Consider the following 21,790-nt stretch of genomic DNA (forward strand, 5'->3'; position numbering starts at 1 on the left):
TTTTCCCCTCTTTCTATTTAAAATCCAATGTTGGATAAGGTAACGTAATTTCTGCTTTCGCACCTAATATAAATGAAAAATCAGCCTTAAAGGTAACTGTATGAACATCAAGCCATCCTTGGCCTAGAAAACTATCATATTGTTTCTTAGTACTCACCATAGCTGCAGCAGAAAATCCTTCATTAGCCTCTAAACCAATATTTGCTCCAACTAGTGGATCTTTTGCCTCACTCTGTTCATTTTTGAAAAGTTTAAATCCTACATTTGTATCTACTTTTGCTCCTTTTGCTGAGAAATCAAATCCTAGCTTCGACTCATTCTCATCTGAATAAGATGCAATTTCTCCTTTCGATTCTGGGCCAGCGGCTTTAGCCTCAAAAAAGACATTATCATCTAATACACCCGCATGTAGTTTTGTTTCTCCCACTCCAAATTCAGCATTTGTTTTGAGTCCATTTTTTCCAACAGTTGAATTACCTTCAGCGTATAAAAGCCTACTTTCAGAGACTACATTGAAATAGTCACCAGCTTTTATCACTGTTTTATTAGATAATAAATTTCCGTCTACGTGTAGATTTTCCTGTCCGTTTGAAATTTTAGATTCGTATTTACTATTAATGACATTTAGATCTGTGTAAGAATAATAATCCTTTCCCCATCCTTTTGCTAATTGTCCATTAGCTAATGAGAAATAAGCGGTATCATATACATAAGGATCTTTTTTTTGTCTTTCATCAAATACAGAACTATCCCCTTCAATATACCAAGTTTCCTGTTTCAACTTTTCAAACTTTGCTTCATTATACTTTCCACTAGATGTAACATAATTATTTAAAATATTTGTAATCATTTTATCTAATTTACTGATTGAAGTCAGGATACTTTCAGCACCTTTTGATAACTCACCATCTTTAGTTTTAAAATCGTTGTTAACAGTTTCCAAATTTGTATCTATAGTAGAGAAGCCATCTGTTATGTTATTAGTATTAGTAGACTTAACAGAAATATATTCAGCAGCCTTAGATTCGTTACTAACTAAATCCTCTATATCTACAGAAACAGATTTCAAAATTTCACCAAACGAAGTTTTTATATCCTCCACTCTTGAGCTTGATACTTTACCCGTTTCATTTGATTCAAATTCTAAAAACCCCGTTTTTATATTCTCAATATAATCTTTTAAATCCTTACCTATTTGTAATAAAACATAGGTTGCATTGACAGAATTATCTTGCATAAATGCTTTGTACTTTTCTGCGCCTTGTCCTTTAAAATTCAATGATTTAGTTAAAACTGTTAAAGATTTATTTACATTGTATAATTGAGTTTCTAAATTTGTGTAAGCCTTACCCCCTAGCGTTTCAATTGAATTTATCTTAGAATTATCTAATTTCATATCTTTCCTTTCCAATTGTACCAAAAATTAATCATTTTTGCCCAATTTTATTGCTACCTGATATCCATTCTCCATGAAGTCCAATAAAAGAATCTAAAGCCATCCACTCAGATTTAATTACTTCCAAATTTTTAGCGTCTTGCGCTAAAAGTTTCTTGTAATTTTTTGTTACACTGCTTAATTTACTAATAATATCATTCAACTGTGAAATAGTTTCTAACTCAAGACCATCTGTTTCAATACTCAATATATTATCCGAAACAGCCTCTTTGGTTGATGTTAAAGTATCAATCTCTTTCTGAAATTCTTCTGGGTTAATTAATATTTGATCTGCCATTTCAGTTCTCCTTCATTTATTACTATTTACTGTACAGAACAAACTTTCATCTAAAACTTTTGAAAGTAGGTATCTAATCTCACTCAACGATTGATTTGTAACAGTAATATTATACCCGATATAGTCAATTTTTGATAGCCATAATACTACAAATAACATTGAATACAGTTTAGGTCTTTCTTTTATTAAATAACTTGGCTGTTTTTTGATTCTATCTATGTATGTAGTTAACGTTACATCATCGATTTTAGATAAATCAATTCTATTTATACCCGCAATATGAATTCCCATATCTGCACAATCGATTGACAAAGTGAGATGCAAGTCTCTGTAATGCTCTGATAAAATTTGGTAAACCAAAAATACATCTGCTGCTGAGAAGGATAGCATCCCATTATCGTTTTGGTGATTTGGATTTGAATGTATCAGTAAGTCTCTCTTTCCTTCTTCCTGAACTAATACTTCTTTTGCTACTATATCTTTCTCTGTTAGAGGAAAGAAAATAGATTTAGGGTTACAATCTTGTTTAGAAGTTGGAACTGTTTCCTTCAATAATTGACAGACTTTTTCATTTATATCTCCCAAAATAAATACTTTTGTTTCCATCGCTTCAAAAAGAACTTTCTGAACAAAATTCACTTCATCCTGAGTCACTTTTTGAATATGATTGAATAGTTCATACCTAGAAAATCGTTTATTTTGTCCTAAAAACTCCAATATGGAGAGATTAAAAATATTAGGAAATTCATTTTCCTTGGTTAAATACTCCTCTACAAATATCTTTTTCTTTTCTTCAAATTCGTCTTCAGGATTAAACAATATAAACTGATTTAACTTTTTAAAATCTTCTATAATTTTCTTAGAAGTGCTAACAAAAGATATAGTAGTATTCCCTGGATTAACTGAGATCTCTATAATTTTGCCCAATTTTTCTTGAGCAAACTTCTTTTTATAAAATGCTAAAAATAGTATAGAAGCCGGATTAATTTGATAAATTTCATGATTGATTTGATAATGCTTTAATGAAAATCCAAAATTATAACCCAACGTTGTATAAATCCTATCTTTCGGATATTCAAAAGGTTGAATCAGTACATCATACTTCTTACTCATAATCTACTCCTTTCATTATCTTCATTTTTTGATAATATTTATCATCAACCATATAAGCAATCGATTTTTCCAAAATAGGTTCAGAATATTTTACATTTGAGACATTTATGATTTTCTGATCATTTAATCTCAACTCTACAATAGCATATTTAAGTTGTTTAATAAATTTAGAAACTACATTAAGACTATTTGATAATGAAGGAATAGTAGTAATAAAACTATATAATCCTATTCTTGGACCATGATTCAAGATATATAATATTTTTTCTGATAATAGCTCATTCTCTTGAACTAACTCTTCAATTTCATCCCAAATTACTATATATGGCTGACTAAGTATCTCTCCTAAATCTATATTTTCACAAACCAAGTCGAAAACTTCTTCTATCTTATTTTTCCGGTCTAATTCTGAACTTATTACTCTTGAAAACTTATATTGCTCTTGGAATTTCGATACACTAAGAAGTGTAGTATCGATTCGAAGTTTAGAAAGGTTGTATAAGATATTTCGAATCATATTATCATTTTGCCATTCTTTCTCAAAAATATACAAAAGATTCCCCTTAGACAAATCCCAGCTTAACGGTTCGACATTTTCTAAATCCAATCCTAGTGGTAGTTGCCCTTTTTCAAGTAATCCTAATACAGCTTCTCGACTATAGAAGTCAGTCTCTGTCAACTCCTCTGGTACCATCGGGATGGCACTTGGGCGCTGGCCTGTCCAGGCTTCTTGGAGGGAAGCCACTTCCTGACGAAGGTTATTGAGGACTTGGTTTTCGTTGTCTCCAGAGACTGGGAGTGCCAGCTGGATGACATCCACGTCTTCACGCTTCATGAGAGCCCGTCCCTTGATGTCTTCCATGGTCATGGCAAGGGGTGTAGAGCCCACAATCGTCCGCACTTCACTAGCTTCATTTTGTGGTAGGCTCAACTGGTGCTTGAAGTTGGAGTAGAGTTGAGCACGAAGGTTGGACTGGCGACCCGCTGTCATCAAGAGATGTACCCCAATGCTGAGACCTTCACGAGAGATGCGCACCAAGAGCTTGAAGAGTTCTGCCTCATAGGCTTCTTCCTTGAAAGCTTCATAGCTATCTAAGAGGATGACAATAGCCGGTTCTTCCTGACCACTAGCCTGACGATAGAGTTCCAAGGTCCCAACTCCATAGTCCGCAAGCAGTTTCTTACGGCGGTTGAGTTCTTTCTCCATGATTCGTACAAACTTAGAGATCTTCTCCGTTTGGTCCAGAGACATGGTATCCGCTACCTGAGGAAGCTTAGACAATGGAGCCAAACCATTGGTCCCAAAGTCCATCAAGTACATGGTAAGGTCCTTAGGACTGAACTTACGAGCCAAGTCCATACCTGCTGACTGAAGGAAGGTTGTCTTCCCGGTACCCGGACTTCCATAGAGAAGGACATGTCCGTCCTTGGCGAGATTGATAGAGACGGCTTCCTGCTTCTGAGCCTGTGGGATATCTGCCATTCCAAGTAGAATTGAGAGTGATTTCTCTTGTGCCCAGGCTATTGCTGGTTGCACTTCTTCTAGCTCCTCTAGCGCAATGCGCTCCTTAAGTGGTGGCAACCATGGCTGTGGTACTGGAGGAATTTCTTGTTCTTCACATAGGAGATGGATATTGTGCACAATAGCATCTAGCTCTGTCGGAACTTCCTTGATTTCATCTGCATCCTCTAAGCCCGATAAGTCCTCGTTTAGGATTTCATATTGCCCCAATTCATTGATCAGGTAGATGGTATGGTCTTCAATTCCCATATCATCCTTTTCTGGCTGATAATCTGCGCCTGACCAGGCTGACTGGAAGAGCTCATAGACTTCATTATTTCCGACTTGCAGATAGGCGCGTCCCGTCTGAGTGATCTCGGCCGCATCCGGTGTATGAAGCATTTCATTGGAGTCCGAACGATCTGCTACCTTAAGGGCAATCTTAAAGCGAGAGTTGGACCAGATCTGGTCATCCACCACACCTGATGGCTTTTGAGTAGCTAGGATCAAGTGAACACCGAGGGAACGCCCGACACGCGCAATAGATACCAACTTCTTGATAAAGTCGGGCTGGTTAACCTTGAGCTCTGCGAACTCATCTGAGATGATGAAGAGATGAGGGAGGGGTTCTGTCGCTTCTCCGTTTTTAAATTTCTTCTGGTATTGGTTGATATGGTTGACTTCGAACTCTCCAAAGAGTCGTTCACGACGATGGATCTCCGCATTGATCGAAGCCAAGGCCCGCATGGATTGGACACCATCCAAGTTGGTAATGGTTCCCAAGAGGTGGGGGAGGTTTTTAAAGAGATTGGCCATCCCACCACCCTTGTAGTCAATCAGCAAGAAAGCCACATCATGTGGGTGGAAGTTGACAGCGAGGGATAGGATGTAGGATTGGATCGTTTCTGACTTCCCTGATCCAGTCGTCCCTGCGATCAAACCATGAGGTCCATGAGCTTTTTCATGTAGATTGAGCTGAACCAGGTCATCCTGACCACGCAGACCAATCGGCACAGCCAAACTCTTGTAGGGTGCGTTCTTTTTCCAACGGCTCGATACCTGCAAGTCCTCAAAGGTCTCCGCACCATACATTTCCATAAAGGTCACGGAATCTGGAATCGAACTCTTAAGGTTTTGGAGGTGATTGAGCGGTGCCAAGGTACGGGCGATCCGCTCCTTATCATAATCTCCTGGGAAATGATCCAAGCGGAAGTCCGTCTCTTTCAAGACCCCTTCTTCCATGACCAGTTGGCCAGTATTTCGGTCCTTGATATTGATCACTGTCTGGATATTCTCAGACAAGGAACTCATGACATCCTCTACAAAGATGAGAGAACAGCCTAATTCCGTTGGATCTGCGGTAAAGAATTCCATGATAATATGGTCCAAAATCAGCTTCTCATCGGTTACTAGAACCACGTAATGAGGATGGAAGAGGGTGCTCTCCTTGTGGGATGCTTCTTCCTTTTGACTACGACGTAGTTTCAAGATTTGGTTCAAACTATTGAGAACCTGGTCTCGTGTCCGTTGATTGTAGACAAAACCGCGAACATTGAGTTCTTGCAGTTTGGCATGAGGTAGCCAACGCATCCAAGACCATTGTTCTTTTTCCTCTTCTGGCAAGATCGTAATAAACTGCACATCATGATAAGAATGAAAAGTCGCTAACTGCATCACCAAAAGCTGCAGTTGTTCTAGGACGAGATTTCTAGGTCCAATATAACCAACCGGTCCATGGCTAAGGTTTGCCGGAATCGGCATATCTGGAATTTTTTTGTGACGACTATAGAGAGCGTAACCCTCTTCTTCCAGAGCATCCTTCTTACCACTGCGCTCCTGTTGACCATATTTCAAGTCATAGCTAGTCGGTATTTTCCCGAGTCCCAAACGATAGTATAAGAAGTCAAAATGTAAGGGAGTTTTTTCGTAAATCCGGTGATTGTAACTCTCAACCAAGTCCGTCAACTCTAAAATAGTTGGAAAATGATAGTGCATCCCTTCTTTTTGTTCCCGTTCTAGACGAGTCAATTCCTTTACCTTATCTTTCAGGTAAAGACGATAAAGATCGATCCGTTCCTTCTTATCAGCCTTGTACTTTTTACGATTTTTGATAAAACCACGGATAGAAAAAATCATTGTGGTTATGGACATCCCTACTGTCGCAAGAATATAGATCCCTCGAGGTTGAACCAAGGTGATCAAGACGGTTACCCCGACCATCGTAAGAGGAGGAACGATTAGCTTTAACAGTTCATCACTCGGCTTAGCTGGTTCTTGACCTGGAGGGTTAATCAAGATTTTATCTTCACTTCCACGATAAATGATTCGTGGAGAGCGGTGATAATCTGGATAATCTTCATAAAAACCATATCGAGAGGGTTCTCTCAGCGTTAGTTGTCTGCCTGCTTGAGCTGGTCCCAAAATCCATACTTCGTCTGGAAAGAGCTTTATTGTCACCGCTCCTAAACTCAACTCATCTCCAAAACCAATCAATTGCTGGTCCATTTGTTCCAGATGATTGTTTCGATAAAATACGCCTTTTAATCGAGTTAACATCCATTGATTCTGAGATTTTTGGAGTAAGAGTTCGACATCTTCATCTAGTGTGATCAACGCACCTTTATGAGAACCAATCTGAAACTCTGATAAATCCAAAAGATCATAGACCCTTGGACCCCCTTCTCGGATATAAAAGACAACCTCACCCAAACGTAGACCATCTTTCAATAATCCTGCTTCGTTCTCATACTGATAAAAGATCTTGTCACCGTCAAGCTTGAGCTGAATCGGACTCTCCTGTTGAGGAAGGTAGACTTGGGCCTTTTCTGTAGCCCCAACCAAGACCGTCTTAGCTGCACTCAGTTCTACTTCATAACGCAGACCTTGACTGTAGAAAATGATTTGTTTTTTCATAGTTTCTCTCCTTGGTCTACTTTAATTGCTAGAGGAGCTGCTAGGGCTAGTTTTCTTCTCAGATGAAGGTTTGCTTTCAGAAGGCTTTTCTTGTGAACTAGAACTAGTAGATGCATTAGAGCTAGAATCACTTGTTAATAGCTGACTTCGGCTATCCCAGTATTTCTTATATTCACTCTCCAAAGTATTCAGTTTACTTTCACGATCTTTCCCTGACAACTTACCATCTTCCCGAACCTGCTTGATTTCCTGAGTCAAAGCATAGAGAATCAAGTCACTGTCGTTAATCCGTTTGGCAATATCAAGTGCCTCTTCAAAGCGATTGCGCCCAACTTGAATCCAATAAGTCAAATAAAGCTCATCAGACTTGAGGGTTACATTATTCAGGATGACCTTCTTTTGTTCAGAAGAAAATTCCAATCCCTGAATATAAGAGAAGGCTAACTCATACTTCTGCGTATTAGGCAAGCTAGCAGGAGCAATTCCCTCTAATTCTGTAATAACCGCGCTATAATCTACTTTAATAAAAGCTGTATCCGCCTGCAACATCTTTTCTTTGAAAGGATTTTGCATGAAAATCAAATAGATAAGCGGAACGATCAACAAAACAACACTCGCTGTCAACCAAATCGTTGCCAATTTAAACACTCGGTGTCGTCTGCTTGGAACCAATACCAAATCCGCCTGTTCTTTCGCAGATTTCTCTATATAATACCGTTCCAAAATAGTAACTGCTGTTGCAATATCATCTGCCTGACACAGGTCATTTAAAAAGTCTGGCAAGGTCTCTAATTCCAAGGAACCATTGTAAAGGTCCATAAAGTCAAAATCACTAAATAGTGTTACGGTAAAACACTTAGCCTGACGTAGAAAATCTTCTGAGGATATTGATTGAGGAACCATCAGACCAGGAATTCCACGATAAGCAATCTTAGCCTGAGCATCTTTGGTAATAAATAGATTTACTGGATGCAAAAGGAAGGTCACTGGTAACTCCAAAGCTCCTTCTAGACGAAAAACGTTTAGGGCCAAACGAATTCTCTCCGAAATGGTACGACTCTTTATTTCTTCATAAGTCAAACCATGAGCTTCGACTTGATAGGAGAAGGTTACACTGTCCTCATCAGAGACCATCGATTGCTCCAAAAAGAACGGATGATGCAAATCCAACAGTAACAGTTCCCGTAAATCTTGACTCGCTACATCTGAACGCTTAAGGCTCAATTTCCAAGTTGTTTCATTTTTTTCATATACAAACGGCTGTTCGCCAAATATAAATTTTTCCTCAGTCACCTAAATCTCCTCTATCTCTACTAAATCTCCTGTCGTCATTGGATAATCAGATAGTTGTTTTCCTTCATCAATCAATAATCCTTTGTTGACAATTCTAAGTTGATATTTTTTTCTCTGTTTACCTGGAGTAAAAATCGTATCCACTTCTCGAATTAACCGTCGCACTTCAATCCGACTAGGAATGCGAATATCCACATCTTTTTCTCTCAAGCGTAGAGTAATATTGATATGTTGCTCCACTGTTTATATACCTCCTGTATATGATTCTGTTCTTACTAAGTTGTTAAGACGGACTTGCTAAAACATTATTCTATTCCTTCGGCCATAAGGCGATAACTCATCACAGCTGTAGCTACGAAAAGTGATAAAAACAATGATATATATGCTAACTCCGGAAGAAAATCACTCAAACCATCTTTTTCTAACTGACCAATATTTGTTTGAAATTTAGATGTTATTTTTGAATTTGGCTGAAACAACTGCTCTGCAGGATTTTTTTTAACTGGTCCCTGTATAGCAGAAAACAGTTGGCCCCTTTCTGTGATCAACTGTTCCTCTTGATGCTGCTGCATGTCTTGCAACTTCTTTTGGGTCGCTTCGTTAAAAAGCTCCTTTGTTTCTTCAGATTGTAGACCAAAGTTAAGTCCCTCTTTTTTCTCAAGTCGAGAATCATCAATCTGTAAACGATTATCCTTCAAATCATCTGCAGCAGCCATTGAGACTGCTGCACATGCTACTAAGGTAAGAAGTAAAAGAATTATTTTTTTCATTTCCTATTCTTTCTCAGTTTGAAATACTTGAGGCCAAAAGCTTCTTTCTTTGATAAAAATATTCATAACAAGTAATCCAGCTACGACAATCATCATTGCAATAAATGCTAAAATATTTGCCGGTTGTCCATCAAAATATCCTGAAAGGAAAGCTTCTAATATTGATAAAGCATTAAGATTTTTGATGAAGGCTGGGAAACCTGTTAGACTGGCCGTCGTCCCAATTGCATTTGATAGATAGACAAAGCTAATCATCATAAAGAAGGCAAGACCCATTCCAATTATTCGGAAATGTTTAAGTAATAAATACTGCCCTTGAATCAGTACCAAAGCAGCTAAAACAATTAGTAATACCCATGATGGTTGATATTCACGACCAACGTGAAGTTGAGCACTCGATACAATAGCAACGACTAGACCAACTATTATAGCTAAAATAGATAGTAGGCCAACTGTCATAATATCTGTATCATGCAACTTGTCTAGCTTAAATTTATCTTTGACCTTACGAACAATATTTTGCGTTGCAAATAAATAGCCTGTAAAGAGACTAACAATTTCAAGTAAGAGAATCCATGTAAATGGACGATAAACGTTGACAGTCGCTTTTACCGAGGTGGAATTTTGCGCAACAGGGTTTGATAAGAAGTTAAGCAATACTTCATTTGGTACCCCATTGTCATAGGCGTTATTCAGAACTATCACGAAGGACTCTACAAAGTTACCATTCTTAGACAATTCTTCGTTAAACTGCGTCATCAAGGAGTCAGCATCTTGAGACAACTTTTCAGTACTTGTTTGAGCATTTGACAATTCACGATTGAACTTACCTAAAGTCTCATTTACAGACTCTGCAGCTTTGACATTGCTTTGAGAGGACTCCTTCACACCCTTAGTTTCTGATAAGAGAGCCGCATAATCAGTATTTAGGGTAGCCAATTGATCATCAGTATTTTTAAAGGCAGTATTTCCTCCGTCCTGTTTCTCTTCCAATGTCTCTAGTTTCTTTTTTAACTGTTTGTACTTCTCAAATTGGTCCTTTATTTTGGTATCCAATTCTTGGTTGGTAGTCAAAACATCCTGCACATTTTTTTCTAGGATAGGCTTCAAATCAGTCAGTTTAGCTAAGGCTTTATCTACCTTATCCTTAGCACCATCTTTATCTTTATCGCTAGCAGGTGCAGTTAAGCTGTCTTCATACTTCTTCAAATTTGAACTAATAGCTTCAAACCAAATATCTGACAATGCTGTAGACACATCACTATTTTTTAACCCTCTGACGGTATCGTATGCTTTTTTTAGTGATTCTACCTTTTGGTAGGCAGAAGCTATTTTCTGAACCTTTTGTCCGTAAGTCACTGCTGCTTGCTGAACGGCTAAGACATCTATGGGAGCACTGACTGCTTGAACATCATTCAAGGAAATATCAACAGTCTCTGGCTCCGCTTTTAGAGTTGGGCTTGGAGCCCCAGTTGAACTTGGAATTGGAGTTGGAGCTGGAGCTGCCTCTGCAAGACTATAGGCTACTTTGAAAGTCCCACCAGTCTTCAAATCAATTTCTTGGCCAAACTCAACTGGTGTGCCATCATAAGTGACCGAATGAACCGTCACTCCTGTTCCAGCCTTCCATGATACCTTAGCCTTTGTTCCTGTTCGTCCAACAGCACTTGTACTAGTAATCGCCTTATTTTCCAGATTCTTCAAGTCCGCCAAAGAAATCTCGTCGCTAGGCTCTTTAATCGTTTTTAAATCTGTATAGTTTACAGAAGGAATTGTGGTTGGTGTCATACCAAAACCACTAAATTCTTTTCCACTAAAATCTTCTTTGGGTAATTCTGAGATTGCAGAAACCAGCTGCTCTTTGAGATATTCTTCAGCCTTCTCTAGGTCCTTGTTTGCAGCTTTATCCAAAAATCGACCGAGAGTGATATTATTCTTCTCACTTGTTCCATAGTAAGAAGCTAGTTTCTCATCAATGAAGTCACGAATACCTTTTTTATGATTTTCAAACTTGGTTCTTTCATTTGTTAGATTGGTCTGTAGACTACCAATCTCGTCACTGATGTCTTTAGCGACTGTTTTATAGGAAGGTCCAACTTTAGGCTGCATTACATCAGAGGATGCTGCTGTTCCATCTATATTAGCAGTCAGACTACCTTGAGCTTCAATTAATTTCTGATAATTATTAACTTGCTCCTGAACGTCTTTCCGACTCTGAGAGATGAGCTCAGTGATAACATCCGCATGGTTTTTCTTCTCAGTGTCCCTATTCTTAAGCAGAGTGCCAAGCTTTTCACCATAGGCAATCTGTGAACCGTCATAACGACCAAAAATCTGAGAATAACTTTCCAAACCTGTCTTTAAAGTACTGTTGGCGTCAACAGAGGAACTAGACATACTATAGAGAGTTGGGAAAAGATTTTTAGAGTTAATTGCTGTTCCATATAAGTTTGTACGGTAGTTTCCGATATTAGTTGATTGTATCTGTGAACTAGCTTGCACATTTTTTTGCGCCGTATAAAGATTGCTCAAAATACTCGCCATATACATGTCGACCAACTGACCATTCAAATCAGCAACAATGTCTTTCGCTAGTTTATTTGCATCATTTTCTACTTGCAAATTTCCTTGCGCATTGACCTTATAATTAATAGTTGTCTTATCAACATTGATACTGTTAATATCAAGTATTTTTTCAGAAAAGTCACTAGGAATTGTTAAAACGAGTTGGTATTTCCCACTTTCTAATCCGGTATCTGCTGCTCCACGAGGAACAACGGACCAGTTTTGTGAATTATCACGCTCGATATTTTTTACATAACTAGCCCCCAAATTATACTCTTTTGTATCCACATAGACAGGCTTATCTTCATTTACAATAGCCACATTTAATTTGGTCTGCTGATTTACTTTCGCGTTATTCTCATTGTTAATTGTCGTATTCTTTTGAACAGAAAGATTCAAAAGAACCATCATCAAGAGCAACAATAGGGCTAGCAAACTACTCCCTACATATTTATATATTCTATTCTTCTTCATTTGCCTTTTAATCATCTCCATTAAAAAAAATAGGAAGGCTCTCGCCCTCCTAAAGCCACTTATAACAAATTAATGAATTTGTGATGCAAGTTCTTGGTCGTTTTGCTCAACAATTTCAGCAACTTTATACAATTGCGCATTGATTGCATCAAGTAAAGCTGCAAACTCTTCAATTTTTGGAGATAATTCTGTAAACTGTTGATCAAAGCTCTGAAAAGCAGCACCTTTCCAGTTCTCTCTAATAATCTCTTGTTCGTTACTCAATGTGCGAAGTACTTCTCTTACTTCTTCAGCACCATTAGTATATTTTTGAGCAGAAGTACGTAGTTCCTCTGTTGTTAATTGAATTAAAGCCATATTAAACTCCTTTAAGTTATTTTATAAGTTTATTATATCAATAAATGTCACAAATTACAAGTGCTTACACCATTTTTTACTAATAAATTATCAAAAAAATTCTCTTGTATTAGATTCAGGGTCTATTCGTTAAAAATCCTTTTCCTCTAACTTTCGATAAAAGCTTTTATTCTCTTGGTGTCGAGCTTCCAGTATATTCTCTATACGATTCTTATAAAGTTGATGATAGCTATCTAAATTGTTCTCTATCTCAAAGATATAAGGTTGAATTTCAGCAAAACTACTATCTCTACATGCATAGGAAAGCGCCTCTAGGAGATGATCCGTCTCCCTACTAAACTTGTGGAAATCATCATCCAAATCCATCTCCAAACGTTCTAAGTCTCGTAATTTACGATTATGTTCATCCTCTAGTTTCTGAAGTCCCTTTTTATCCATGACCAGTTTTCTCCTAGCTTTTGATTGGACTCTGTAAAGTAGGTGTTTGCAAGGTCTGTGTCAAGTAAGTTTCTGCAGCATCTGCAGCCTTTCCCTCAAATCCACCCTTAATATTGTTCACATAGGTCTTAGAAGCGTACTCTTGCATATCTGTGGCTGCTTCCTGCAACTTTTTAGCTAACTCAGCTCCTTTAGCAAGGATTGACAACTCTTTTGCAGTTACCAAGGCCCTGACTGCTTGGCGTTCTTGTTCCCTCATTCTTTCTTTGAAGGCTCTGTCGAGTTGCTCTCTTGTAATTAAAGTATCCTCATCCGTTAGGACTACCATTTTTTCCCCTCCATGTTTGCTTTACATCCGCCAATAGATTATTAAAATCTTCAGCACTATCTCTATCTATGGTCTCAAAGGAGCCACTAGCTTTGACCAAGCTCTCCCCCAGTTGCTGGATTTGTGTCAGGAAGGATGTTGCTGCTGTCTTCGTGTCACTAGCAACGCCTTCATCCCAAAAGCTTGTTGTATCAAAACCAGAAAGCAGATTCGTAACTTCTGAGCTTGACAAATATCCAACCATGTCAAACGCTGTTGACCTTGTCTCCTTTACTATATTTTGAATGTCTTCCTTAGCGTCTGAAAGTAAGGTTTTCACAGATTTAACTTTGTCTTCCATGTCAAAATTTGCTAACTGGGCTGCTGTCTGAAGTAGCTGAGCTCGAACCAAGATTCTTTGATTTCCTGAAAGATTGCCGCTTCTCAGTTGTTCCTGATAACGAGGAATAGCTTCACGATCCCACTTTATAGATTCCTGACGAGCTTCTTCGACGATCTTACTATATTCAGTTGTAAAATTCTCGTAAACGCCATAACCAATAGCTGCCTTTATTTTAAACTCACCTCTCATAATGGAATTTAAAACATTGGTTGCTACATTTTCATCAACTCCTAAAGCCCTGAGAGAATCTAAAGATGTCGCAATCAGTCGAGACAGCTTTTCACCTGCCCTGAGCAATTCTGGGTGAAAATCCTCAGACGCGGTCAACAAATGTCCTTTTCCATCCGATTGGAAAACACCAAAGTCATGGGAGCTTTCCGGATCAGTAATCTGAGTATAATGCAAGGGGACGAGGACATTGACTTTACCGACGGGTTTCTTAAGGGGTTCATCGGAGTCCCCAGGTAATTTGGCAATGGTGTGTTCTCGATTAAGCATCCCCACGATATCAAAAGGATTGACATAGTACTCGATCTTTTCGCTAATCTTTTTGATTTTCTCATTGCTGAGACCCATTTTCTTTAAACTCTTTGTCGTGTCTGGACCGTCAAAGAGGACTACTTTGCCGATTTTCTTCAGTTCTTCATCAGTGAGGCCAGCTATCCCTTGCGCAGAGACAATGGTTCCTAGGGAGTGACCTGTGATGTCCATCGTAGCAAGTGGAGCTTTTTCGCGCATCTCAGCGATTTTAACTTTCATTCCTGCCGTCGCTAACTTGGCTTGCGGGGTATGGATGTGATTGAGGGCAAACTTCGCATCGTTGTCTATCCAGTCGTTCCAATTTTCATAACTAATGGCATCACTTCCGCGGATAGCCATATAGGTTTTCGTAGTATCTTTCCCTAAGGTCGGCGTATCCGTTAAGTAGTAGGCATTAAAACCAGCTCTCTCATCAGTTAAGAGTCCTTTTTGATAGAGTTTGGTTCTGTGGGGTTCCTGCCTCATACCGTTCGTATCAGGAACTGGTACCGATGTGACTTTATAAGTATCTCTTAGATCAGGATCTGGTTGCAAGTAGACTTTACCGTCATGAGGAAGTTTTTTACCTCCGGGAGTGATTTCACCATCGTCATCTATATCTTGTGAATAATCTATTAAAGTCCAGTTTAAAGCATTATTATAGCGTGATAAAGTATTTGGCCTCCCTCTATAAGCCGACTGTGCTAAATCCGCATAAAAGTTGCTATAGTCTTTTAAATTACTATCCGTCATACTTGTCCCAACCTCCATTTTTTAACACTCTAGGGGGATTGTACATGCCAATCCGTTCTATTGAAGGTACATCATTTTTAGTTTTTAATCGAAAATCTATTGTAAAGTCAGAATCCTTTATATAATTAAAAGAACCCTTCACTGATAGATTATAACCTCCACCTTGTGGAGTTCCATTCCCTATCTGTTCAACAGTTAAACTATTCCAATCCATCTGAACAGATTCTATCTTTGCATTTTGAGATTTTACAAACTCCTTAATCTCTTCTTCATGCTCCTTCAAATAAGCCAACTGCTTAGCCCGCGGACTAAGAAATACTCCTCCGAATAGATTTGTTTCCTGAGCCATCCATACGCCTCCTCCAAATACTACAAGGGCTAAAACTAGCCAAAGTAAAGTACGTTTTTTCATCTCTTTCCTCCTATATAGCGGAATCTAAGTATATTATATCATGAATGTAAAAAAAAATACTTATAATAAGTATAGTTTTTTATTATAGATTACCCAGGTAATTTGGCAATGGTGTGTTCTCGATTAAGCATCCCCACGATATCAAAAGGATTGACATAATACTCTATCTTTTCGCTAATCTTTTGGATTTTCTCATCGCTGAGACCCATTTTCTTTAAACTCTTTGTCGTGTCTGGACCGTCAAAGAGGACTACTTTGCCGATTTTCTTCAGTTCTTCATCAGTGAGGCCAGCTATCCCTTGCGCAGAGACAATGGTTCCTAGGGAGTGACCTGTGATGTCCATCGTAGCAAGTGGAGCTTTTTCGCGCATCTCAGCGATTTTAGCTTTCATTCCTGCCGTCGCTAACTTGGCTTGCGGGGTATGGATGTGGTTGAGGGCAAACTTCGCATCGTTGTCTATCCAATCGTTCCAATTTTCATAACTAATGGCATCACTTCCGCGGATAGCCATATAGGTTTTCGTGGTATCATTAGTCAAGGTTGGTGTATCCGTTAAGTAGTAGGCATTGAAACCAGCTTTCTCATCCGTTAAAAGCCCTTTTTGATAGAGCTTGATAGGAGGCTCTTCTTGGTGAACCCCTCCGCCAGGATCACCAACTTGGAGTTTTATCTTATCTTCCACAGTATGTAACTCAGGATCTGGCTGAAAGTAGACTTTACCGTCATGAGGAAGTTTTTTGCCTCCTTTAGTGATTTCTGTTATATTCCCGTCTTTATCCCACATATATCCATCATTTGAAAAATCAAATTCTCTGAATTTTCCCGAATTATTTTGTGGCGGAAAATTACTTGGTCGAAAAGTATAGGCAGCTTGTGCTAAATCCGCATAAAAATTATCAAAGGTTTTTAAGTTACTATTACTCATATAAGAACCAACCTCCATCTCGTAAAATTCTTATAGGTTGCATTTGGATAATGACCAGCTTCTCTGGAATTTCATTTGTATTACGTTTCAGTGGGAAGCCTAATGTAAATTCAGTATCCTTATTATTATTGATTTTTCCGTCCACTGTCATCATATATCCCCCACCTTGAGGAGTACCGTTTCCTACCTGACCAACCTTTATACTATCCCAATCGAATTGAACACTTTCAACTTTAGAATTCCAAGATTTAACGAAATTCGCCATTTCCTCCTCGTGCTCTTTCAAATAAGCCAACTGCTTAGCCCGTGGGCTCAGAGCTATTCCTCCAAATAGATTTGTTTCCTGTGCCATCCATACGCCTCCTCCGAATACTACAAGGCCTAAAACTAGCCAAAGTAAGGTACGTTTTTTCATGAATGTTCTCCTAAATAAGCTGACTGTGCTAAATCCACATAAAAATTATCAAAGGTTTTTAAATTACTATTAGTCATAATAATACCATCCCCCATCCCTATAAATTCTTATAGGCTGCATTTCATAAATTCCAAATTCCTTTGGTATACTGTTTGCATCATTGTCTAAAGAAAATCCAACCATGAATTTCGTCTTATCATTATTATTTACCTTTCCTCTAAGTGTCAACATATAGCCTCCACCTTGAGGAGTTCCATTTCCTACTTGACCAACCTTCATACTATCCCAATCAAACTGAACACTTTCAACTTTAGGACTTAAAGACTTGACAAAATCAGCCATATCTTCTTCATGCTCCTTCAGATAAGCCAACTGCTTAGCCCGTGGGCTCAGAGCTATTCCTCCAAATAGATTTGTTTCCTGTGCCATCCATGCTCCTCCTCCAAAAATTACAAGGGCTAAAACTAACCAAAGCAAAGTACGTTTTTTCATGAATATTCTCCTATAACATGTGAATATAGCCATATTATATCATGAATGTAAAAAATTTTTTATCATGAACCGCCCCTCAAAGCTTAACCAAAAATCTAACGCTCTCAATATCTGTACTTTATCAGTATTTTATTTGAAAAAAATTTTCTATAAAATTCCTTTTACACTATCTTTCCAATAATTCCTATAATAGGAATCAAAGAAAAACCTACAAGATCTGATTCTAAGGTGCTATCCCATCTTTTTCATTCATTTAGACTAACTGCAATTGAATTACATCTTATTGCTTCTTTTTTCATCTAGTTTAACACTCTAGAATTAGCTTCAAGGCATGTTCCTAAAATATAAAAAAGCCCTGTCCCAAGACAAGGCTTTGAGCTTCTTCACTTTGCCGATTGCAGGGATTGAACCTGTGACCTAGGCTTTACGAGTGCCTTGCTCTACCAACTGAGCTAAACCGGCGATTACACTTACAGTATAGCACTCTGAGAATAGGTGTCAAGAAATTTTCATCTCTATTAAAAAAAGCCTGTCCTAAGACAAAGCTTTGATATTCTATTATCTACGAACCTGCACTTTCGTAGGCATCCAAGCCCCTATCCCAGAGTTTAAGGGAAATGACAAAGAAAACAAGGGAAATCAACATCAAACCTCCGATGTTAAAGATTACATCCTTGTCCTGCAAAAAATAGCTGGCAGGATAGTAGGCCGTAAAGGCAAATGGCACGATAAAGCTAATCAACCATCGAAGAAGAGAATTGTAAATGGAAATCGGGTACTTTGCAAAATCATTAAACATATAGAAAATGTAGATCATGGCGCCTGACTGCTTGGTCCAAAAAGCGATACTAGCTGTCGCGATTTTCAAAGAAGTATAAATCAGGGTTGCAAAAGGAATGCAGACTAGGAAAAGCAGGAATTTAGGAAAGCTCCAAGCAATGCTTGATACTGTTGTTCCCAATAGGATACCACCGACTAAGAGTTCCCCAAAAGCATCAATCTGAAAGGTCTCAACTAGGATGTGAAAGAGAGGATTGATGGGACGAGTCAGATACTTATCAAACTCCCCTTTTCGGACTAGGCGTTGCCCTAGTGCCCAGAGATTGTCAAAAAAGAGATGGTCCAGCCCCTTGGGAATCAAGGAAAATCCATAGATAAAAGCAATTTCTTGAAAAGTCCAACCTTCTAAGGATGGGATGTGTTGAAAGATGACATTGAGAAACAAGAGGTTCAGGCCTTGGGTCAGAAAAACTCCTAAAACCCCCACCACAAAATCCACCTTGTATTCCATGATTTGCTTGATGTATTGTCTGATAAAAATCAGATGCATGCGTTGATATTTTTTCATACTAACCTCCTTGAATGGTGATAAAGGACTGGACTCGTTTCCAAATCAACTGAGATAAGCCCACCATCACTAAGAGCCAGAAAAACTGCAAAGCAAGCGCCTGAAACATCTGACTGGCATCGTATTTCCCAACAATAATCATGACTGGAGTGTAAATCAAGGATGAAAAAGGCAAGAAGGACAGAATATCTGAAACAACCTTTGGAAAGAAAGCCAAGGGAATCAAACTTCCTGACATAAAGGCCACAATTGAAGTCTTGAGTAGATTGGAACCCCATAGATTTTTAAACACAAAAGCTGAAAACCCAAAGCAGATATTAAAGAAAAAGTTGATCAAGTAGGCTAGGGTTAAGCTAAAGAGGTAAAGGATAGTTAATCCCAGTACTTCCACAATTCCTTGTCCTGATAAGATTTTCATCAATACAATAACACTTAAAAATGGCAGTCCAACAGAGATAAAAATCAACCACTTGGATCCAAGTTCCGTAAAAAGGTAAGAAGCCGCAAAATGTACGGGTCTCAACAAGCGCATGATAATGGAACCATCCTTGACCTCCTCCCCAATCATAAAGGAGCTATCAGATCTGGTCAAAAGATTGGTCACAAAACTCATGATGATGTAGAGCGTGATATCTGCCATACTAAAGCCCTGAATCAAGGATTCTTGCGAAGAATCAAAGACAGCTTTCCAGAGATAAAAAGCCACAAAAGCACCCATGACATCGCCGATCCGATAGAGAATAAAGTTGACTCGATAGGTAATCAATTCCTGAACACCTGCATTGATAAAGGGTTTATAACGTCTCCACAATTTGACCATCTTAGAGCTCCTTTCGATAGAAGCGGCGGATAATATCTTCAATATCCGTATCCATCATCTTCAAATCGCGGATTTCAAAATCAGACAGGGTTTGCTTGATAATGTCAGCTGACTGGTAGCGAGAACTATCGAATTCAATGTTAAGACTATTCCCTTGTCTATCAATGGTCATATCCGAAAAGCCTTCATAGTGAGAAAGGAGATGACTTTGACCTGGTACCAGTTCAAAGGAGAGCGTCTTCATCTTGCCAAAGGTCTCCTTAAGTTGGCTCACCGTTCCATCAAAAATTTCCTGCCCCTTGTCAATCATGAAAATCCGATCACAGAGCTGCTCAATATCACTCAAATCATGAGTGGTCAAGAGAATAGTTGTTTCTTCCTCTTGATTGATTTGGGTAATAGCCCGACGAATATTATCCTTGACCGAAACGTCTAAACCAATGGTCGGCTCATCTAAAAAGAGAACCTTGGGATTGTGAAGCAAGGAAGCTGCAATATCCGCCCGCATCCGTTGTCCCAGTGAAAGAGTTCGCACGGGATCCTTGATAAAGTCTTTCAAACCCAAGACTTCATTCAAAAAGTCCATGCGCTTATGGAAGAGCGAGTCTGGCACATCGTAAATCTCCTTCAAGACCGTGTAGGTTTCTTGAAGCGCCAAATCCCACCATAACTGGGTACGTTGTCCAAAAACAACCCCAATATCCTTGACATAATCTTGGCGATTATCCTGCGGAATCTTGCCGTTAATCCGACAAAAACCAGATGTCGGTTTTAAAATCCCTGTCAGCATTTTGATGGTGGTTGACTTCCCAGCACCATTGGCCCCGATAAAGCCCAAAATTTGCCCTTTTGGCACCTCAAAGGTCAAATCCTTGACCGCTTCAAATGTCTGCTTTTCAGGATGAATAAAAGAGCGCAATGCCCCCTTCAAGCCCGGTTCCTTAACAGTCTTCACAAAATTTTTCTGAAGATGTTCCACTTCTATCATTGCCATATCTATCTCCCTATGGTAAGGAATAGCAACATTGTATTTTTGACTACTAACATTCTAAATCCTTACTTTCTAAACCTTCTACATTTTATTACTACAAAAGGCTTTATACCAACCTATTATAATCCAATAAAAATTAGAATGCAAGCGTTTGCCTAAAGTTTATGGAATTGAAAATGTTTCTCTTAAAATAATACTTTTAATCAAAAATTCTGGTATAGTCGTTTCCTTAAAACACCAAAAAACCCACCCAATGGGTAGGTTTCATCTGTATCATTCAGCTAGATTAAGCTTTACCTTCTGAACCGAATACGTCGATACGTTCTTCAACTGATGCTTGGATAGCTTTTACACCGTCAGCCAAGAATTTACGTGGGTCGAAGAGTTTTTTCTTGTCGTATTCTGCTTCGTTTGCTTCGTAGTCACGAGCAAATTTACGAGTTGCGTTAGCGAATGCGATTTGGCATTCAGTGTTAACGTTAACTTTCGCAACACCAAGTTTGATAGCTGCTTGGATTTGCTCATCAGGAATACCTGATCCACCGTGCAATACGATTGGGAATCCAGGAAGAGCTTCTGTCAATTTTTGCAAGTGGTCAAGGTCAAGACCTTCCCAGTTAGCTGGGTAAGGACCGTGGATGTTACCGATACCAGCTGCCAAGAAGTCGATACCAGTTTCAACCATTGCTTTAGCGTCTTCGATTGGAGCCAATTCTCCTTTACCGATGATTCCGTCTTCTTCACCACCGATAGTACCAACTTCAGCTTCTACTGAGATACCTTTAGCGTGTGCTTTTTCAACAACTTCTTTAGCCAATTTAAGGTTTTCTTCAACTGGAAGGTGTGAACCGTCAAACATGATTGAAGTGTAACCAACTTCGATACACTCAAGTGCATCTTCGTAGTGACCGTGGTCAAGGTGGATAGCTACTGGTACAGTGATACCCATTGATTCAACAAGGTTAGCGATCAAGTTGCGAGCAACTTTGTAACCACCCATGTATTTAGCAGCACCCATTGAAGTTTGGATCAAAACTGGAGCTTTTTTAGCTTCTGCTGCGCGCAAGATAGCTTGAGTCCACTCAAGGTTGTTTGTGTTAAATCCACCAACTGCATAACCGTTGTCACGAGCTGCTTGGACAAATTTTTCTGCTGAAACGATTGCCATTTTATCAGGCCTCCTGTATATTTTTATGGGTCATCCCATTTACATTGTTCATTTTATCACTTTTTGATAAAAAAATCTA

19 protein-coding genes, 1 tRNA gene and 1 pseudogene are annotated in these 21,790 nt (G+C 38.8%); all 21 read right to left on the reverse strand.

What is annotated here, in order from left to right; genetic code table 11:
- Window positions 1-13 precede the first annotated feature (13 nt).
- Window positions 14-1,396 (reverse strand): T7SS effector LXG polymorphic toxin, encoded by a 1,383-nt coding sequence (locus D8849_RS02865; RefSeq protein WP_125386135.1) that lies wholly within the window; start codon window positions 1,394-1,396, stop codon window positions 14-16.
- A 31-nt stretch (window positions 1,397-1,427) separates the two neighbouring features.
- Complete coding sequence (locus D8849_RS02870) at window positions 1,428-1,733, reverse strand: hypothetical protein (RefSeq protein ID WP_125386136.1); 306 nt, start codon at window positions 1,731-1,733, stop codon at window positions 1,428-1,430.
- Window positions 1,734-1,745: 12 nt separating this feature from the next.
- Window positions 1,746-2,846: a hypothetical protein gene (locus D8849_RS02875; protein WP_125386137.1), complete on the reverse strand. Its 1,101-nt coding sequence runs from the start codon at window positions 2,844-2,846 to the stop codon at window positions 1,746-1,748.
- Complete coding sequence (gene essC, locus D8849_RS02880; protein WP_125386138.1) at window positions 2,839-7,260, reverse strand: type VII secretion protein EssC; 4,422 nt, start codon at window positions 7,258-7,260, stop codon at window positions 2,839-2,841. The genes D8849_RS02875 and essC overlap by 8 nt, the downstream gene beginning before the upstream one ends.
- Before the next feature lie 21 nt (window positions 7,261-7,281).
- Window positions 7,282-8,553: a type VII secretion protein EssB gene (gene essB, locus D8849_RS02885; RefSeq protein WP_125386139.1), complete on the reverse strand. Its 1,272-nt coding sequence runs from the start codon at window positions 8,551-8,553 to the stop codon at window positions 7,282-7,284.
- On the reverse strand, window positions 8,554-8,793 hold the full coding sequence (locus D8849_RS02890) for an EsaB/YukD family protein (RefSeq protein WP_064276358.1): 240 nt from the start codon (window positions 8,791-8,793) through the stop codon (window positions 8,554-8,556).
- Window positions 8,794-8,858: 65 nt separating this feature from the next.
- A complete protein-coding gene (gene essA, locus D8849_RS02895) occupies window positions 8,859-9,323 on the reverse strand; it encodes a type VII secretion protein EssA (protein ID WP_125386140.1) in 465 nt (154 codons plus the stop codon).
- Between the two features lie 3 nt (window positions 9,324-9,326).
- Complete coding sequence (gene esaA, locus D8849_RS02900; protein WP_125386141.1) at window positions 9,327-12,362, reverse strand: type VII secretion protein EsaA; 3,036 nt, start codon at window positions 12,360-12,362, stop codon at window positions 9,327-9,329.
- Between the two features lie 69 nt (window positions 12,363-12,431).
- Window positions 12,432-12,719, reverse strand: a complete 288-nt coding sequence (locus D8849_RS02905) for a WXG100 family type VII secretion target (RefSeq protein ID WP_020902061.1) — start codon at window positions 12,717-12,719, stop codon at window positions 12,432-12,434.
- A 129-nt stretch (window positions 12,720-12,848) separates the two neighbouring features.
- Entirely contained in the window at window positions 12,849-13,157 is a 309-nt protein-coding gene (locus D8849_RS02910; RefSeq protein WP_125386142.1) for a hypothetical protein, read from the reverse strand.
- A gap of 13 nt (window positions 13,158-13,170) precedes the next feature.
- A complete protein-coding gene (locus D8849_RS02915) occupies window positions 13,171-13,485 on the reverse strand; it encodes a hypothetical protein (protein WP_084888621.1) in 315 nt (104 codons plus the stop codon).
- Entirely contained in the window at window positions 13,466-15,139 is a 1,674-nt protein-coding gene (locus tag D8849_RS02920) for an Mbeg1-like protein (protein ID WP_125386143.1), read from the reverse strand. Before D8849_RS02920 ends, D8849_RS02915 begins: the two co-directional genes overlap by 20 nt.
- Entirely contained in the window at window positions 15,129-15,551 is a 423-nt protein-coding gene (locus D8849_RS02925; protein WP_125386144.1) for a hypothetical protein, read from the reverse strand. Before D8849_RS02925 ends, D8849_RS02920 begins: the two co-directional genes overlap by 11 nt.
- A 92-nt stretch (window positions 15,552-15,643) precedes the next feature.
- Window positions 15,644-16,477: pseudogene (locus D8849_RS02930) on the reverse strand (cutinase family protein); the annotation flags it as partial.
- Window positions 16,470-16,892 carry a hypothetical protein gene (locus D8849_RS02935; protein WP_125386145.1) on the reverse strand — a complete coding sequence of 141 codons (423 nt, stop codon included), beginning with the start codon at window positions 16,890-16,892 and terminating at the stop codon, window positions 16,470-16,472. The pseudogene D8849_RS02930 and the gene D8849_RS02935, both read right to left, overlap by 8 nt.
- 69 nt (window positions 16,893-16,961) lie before the next feature.
- On the reverse strand, window positions 16,962-17,384 hold the full coding sequence (locus D8849_RS02940; protein ID WP_125386146.1) for a hypothetical protein: 423 nt from the start codon (window positions 17,382-17,384) through the stop codon (window positions 16,962-16,964).
- A gap of 389 nt (window positions 17,385-17,773) precedes the next feature.
- Window positions 17,774-17,846 (reverse strand) — tRNA-Thr (locus tag D8849_RS02945).
- 100 nt (window positions 17,847-17,946) lie between these two features.
- Complete coding sequence (locus D8849_RS02950; protein ID WP_125386147.1) at window positions 17,947-18,732, reverse strand: ABC transporter permease; 786 nt, start codon at window positions 18,730-18,732, stop codon at window positions 17,947-17,949.
- A 1-nt stretch (window position 18,733) separates the two neighbouring features.
- Window positions 18,734-19,552 (reverse strand): ABC transporter permease, encoded by an 819-nt coding sequence (locus tag D8849_RS02955; RefSeq protein WP_125386148.1) that lies wholly within the window; start codon window positions 19,550-19,552, stop codon window positions 18,734-18,736.
- Window position 19,553: 1 nt separating this feature from the next.
- Window positions 19,554-20,546 (reverse strand): ABC transporter ATP-binding protein, encoded by a 993-nt coding sequence (locus tag D8849_RS02960; RefSeq protein ID WP_125386149.1) that lies wholly within the window; start codon window positions 20,544-20,546, stop codon window positions 19,554-19,556.
- 283 nt (window positions 20,547-20,829) lie between these two features.
- Window positions 20,830-21,711: a class II fructose-bisphosphate aldolase gene (locus D8849_RS02970; RefSeq protein ID WP_001019001.1), complete on the reverse strand. Its 882-nt coding sequence runs from the start codon at window positions 21,709-21,711 to the stop codon at window positions 20,830-20,832.
- Window positions 21,712-21,790 lie beyond the last annotated feature (79 nt).

Source organism: Streptococcus mitis, from assembly GCF_003942765.1.
Taxonomy (GTDB): domain Bacteria; phylum Bacillota; class Bacilli; order Lactobacillales; family Streptococcaceae; genus Streptococcus; species Streptococcus mitis_BE.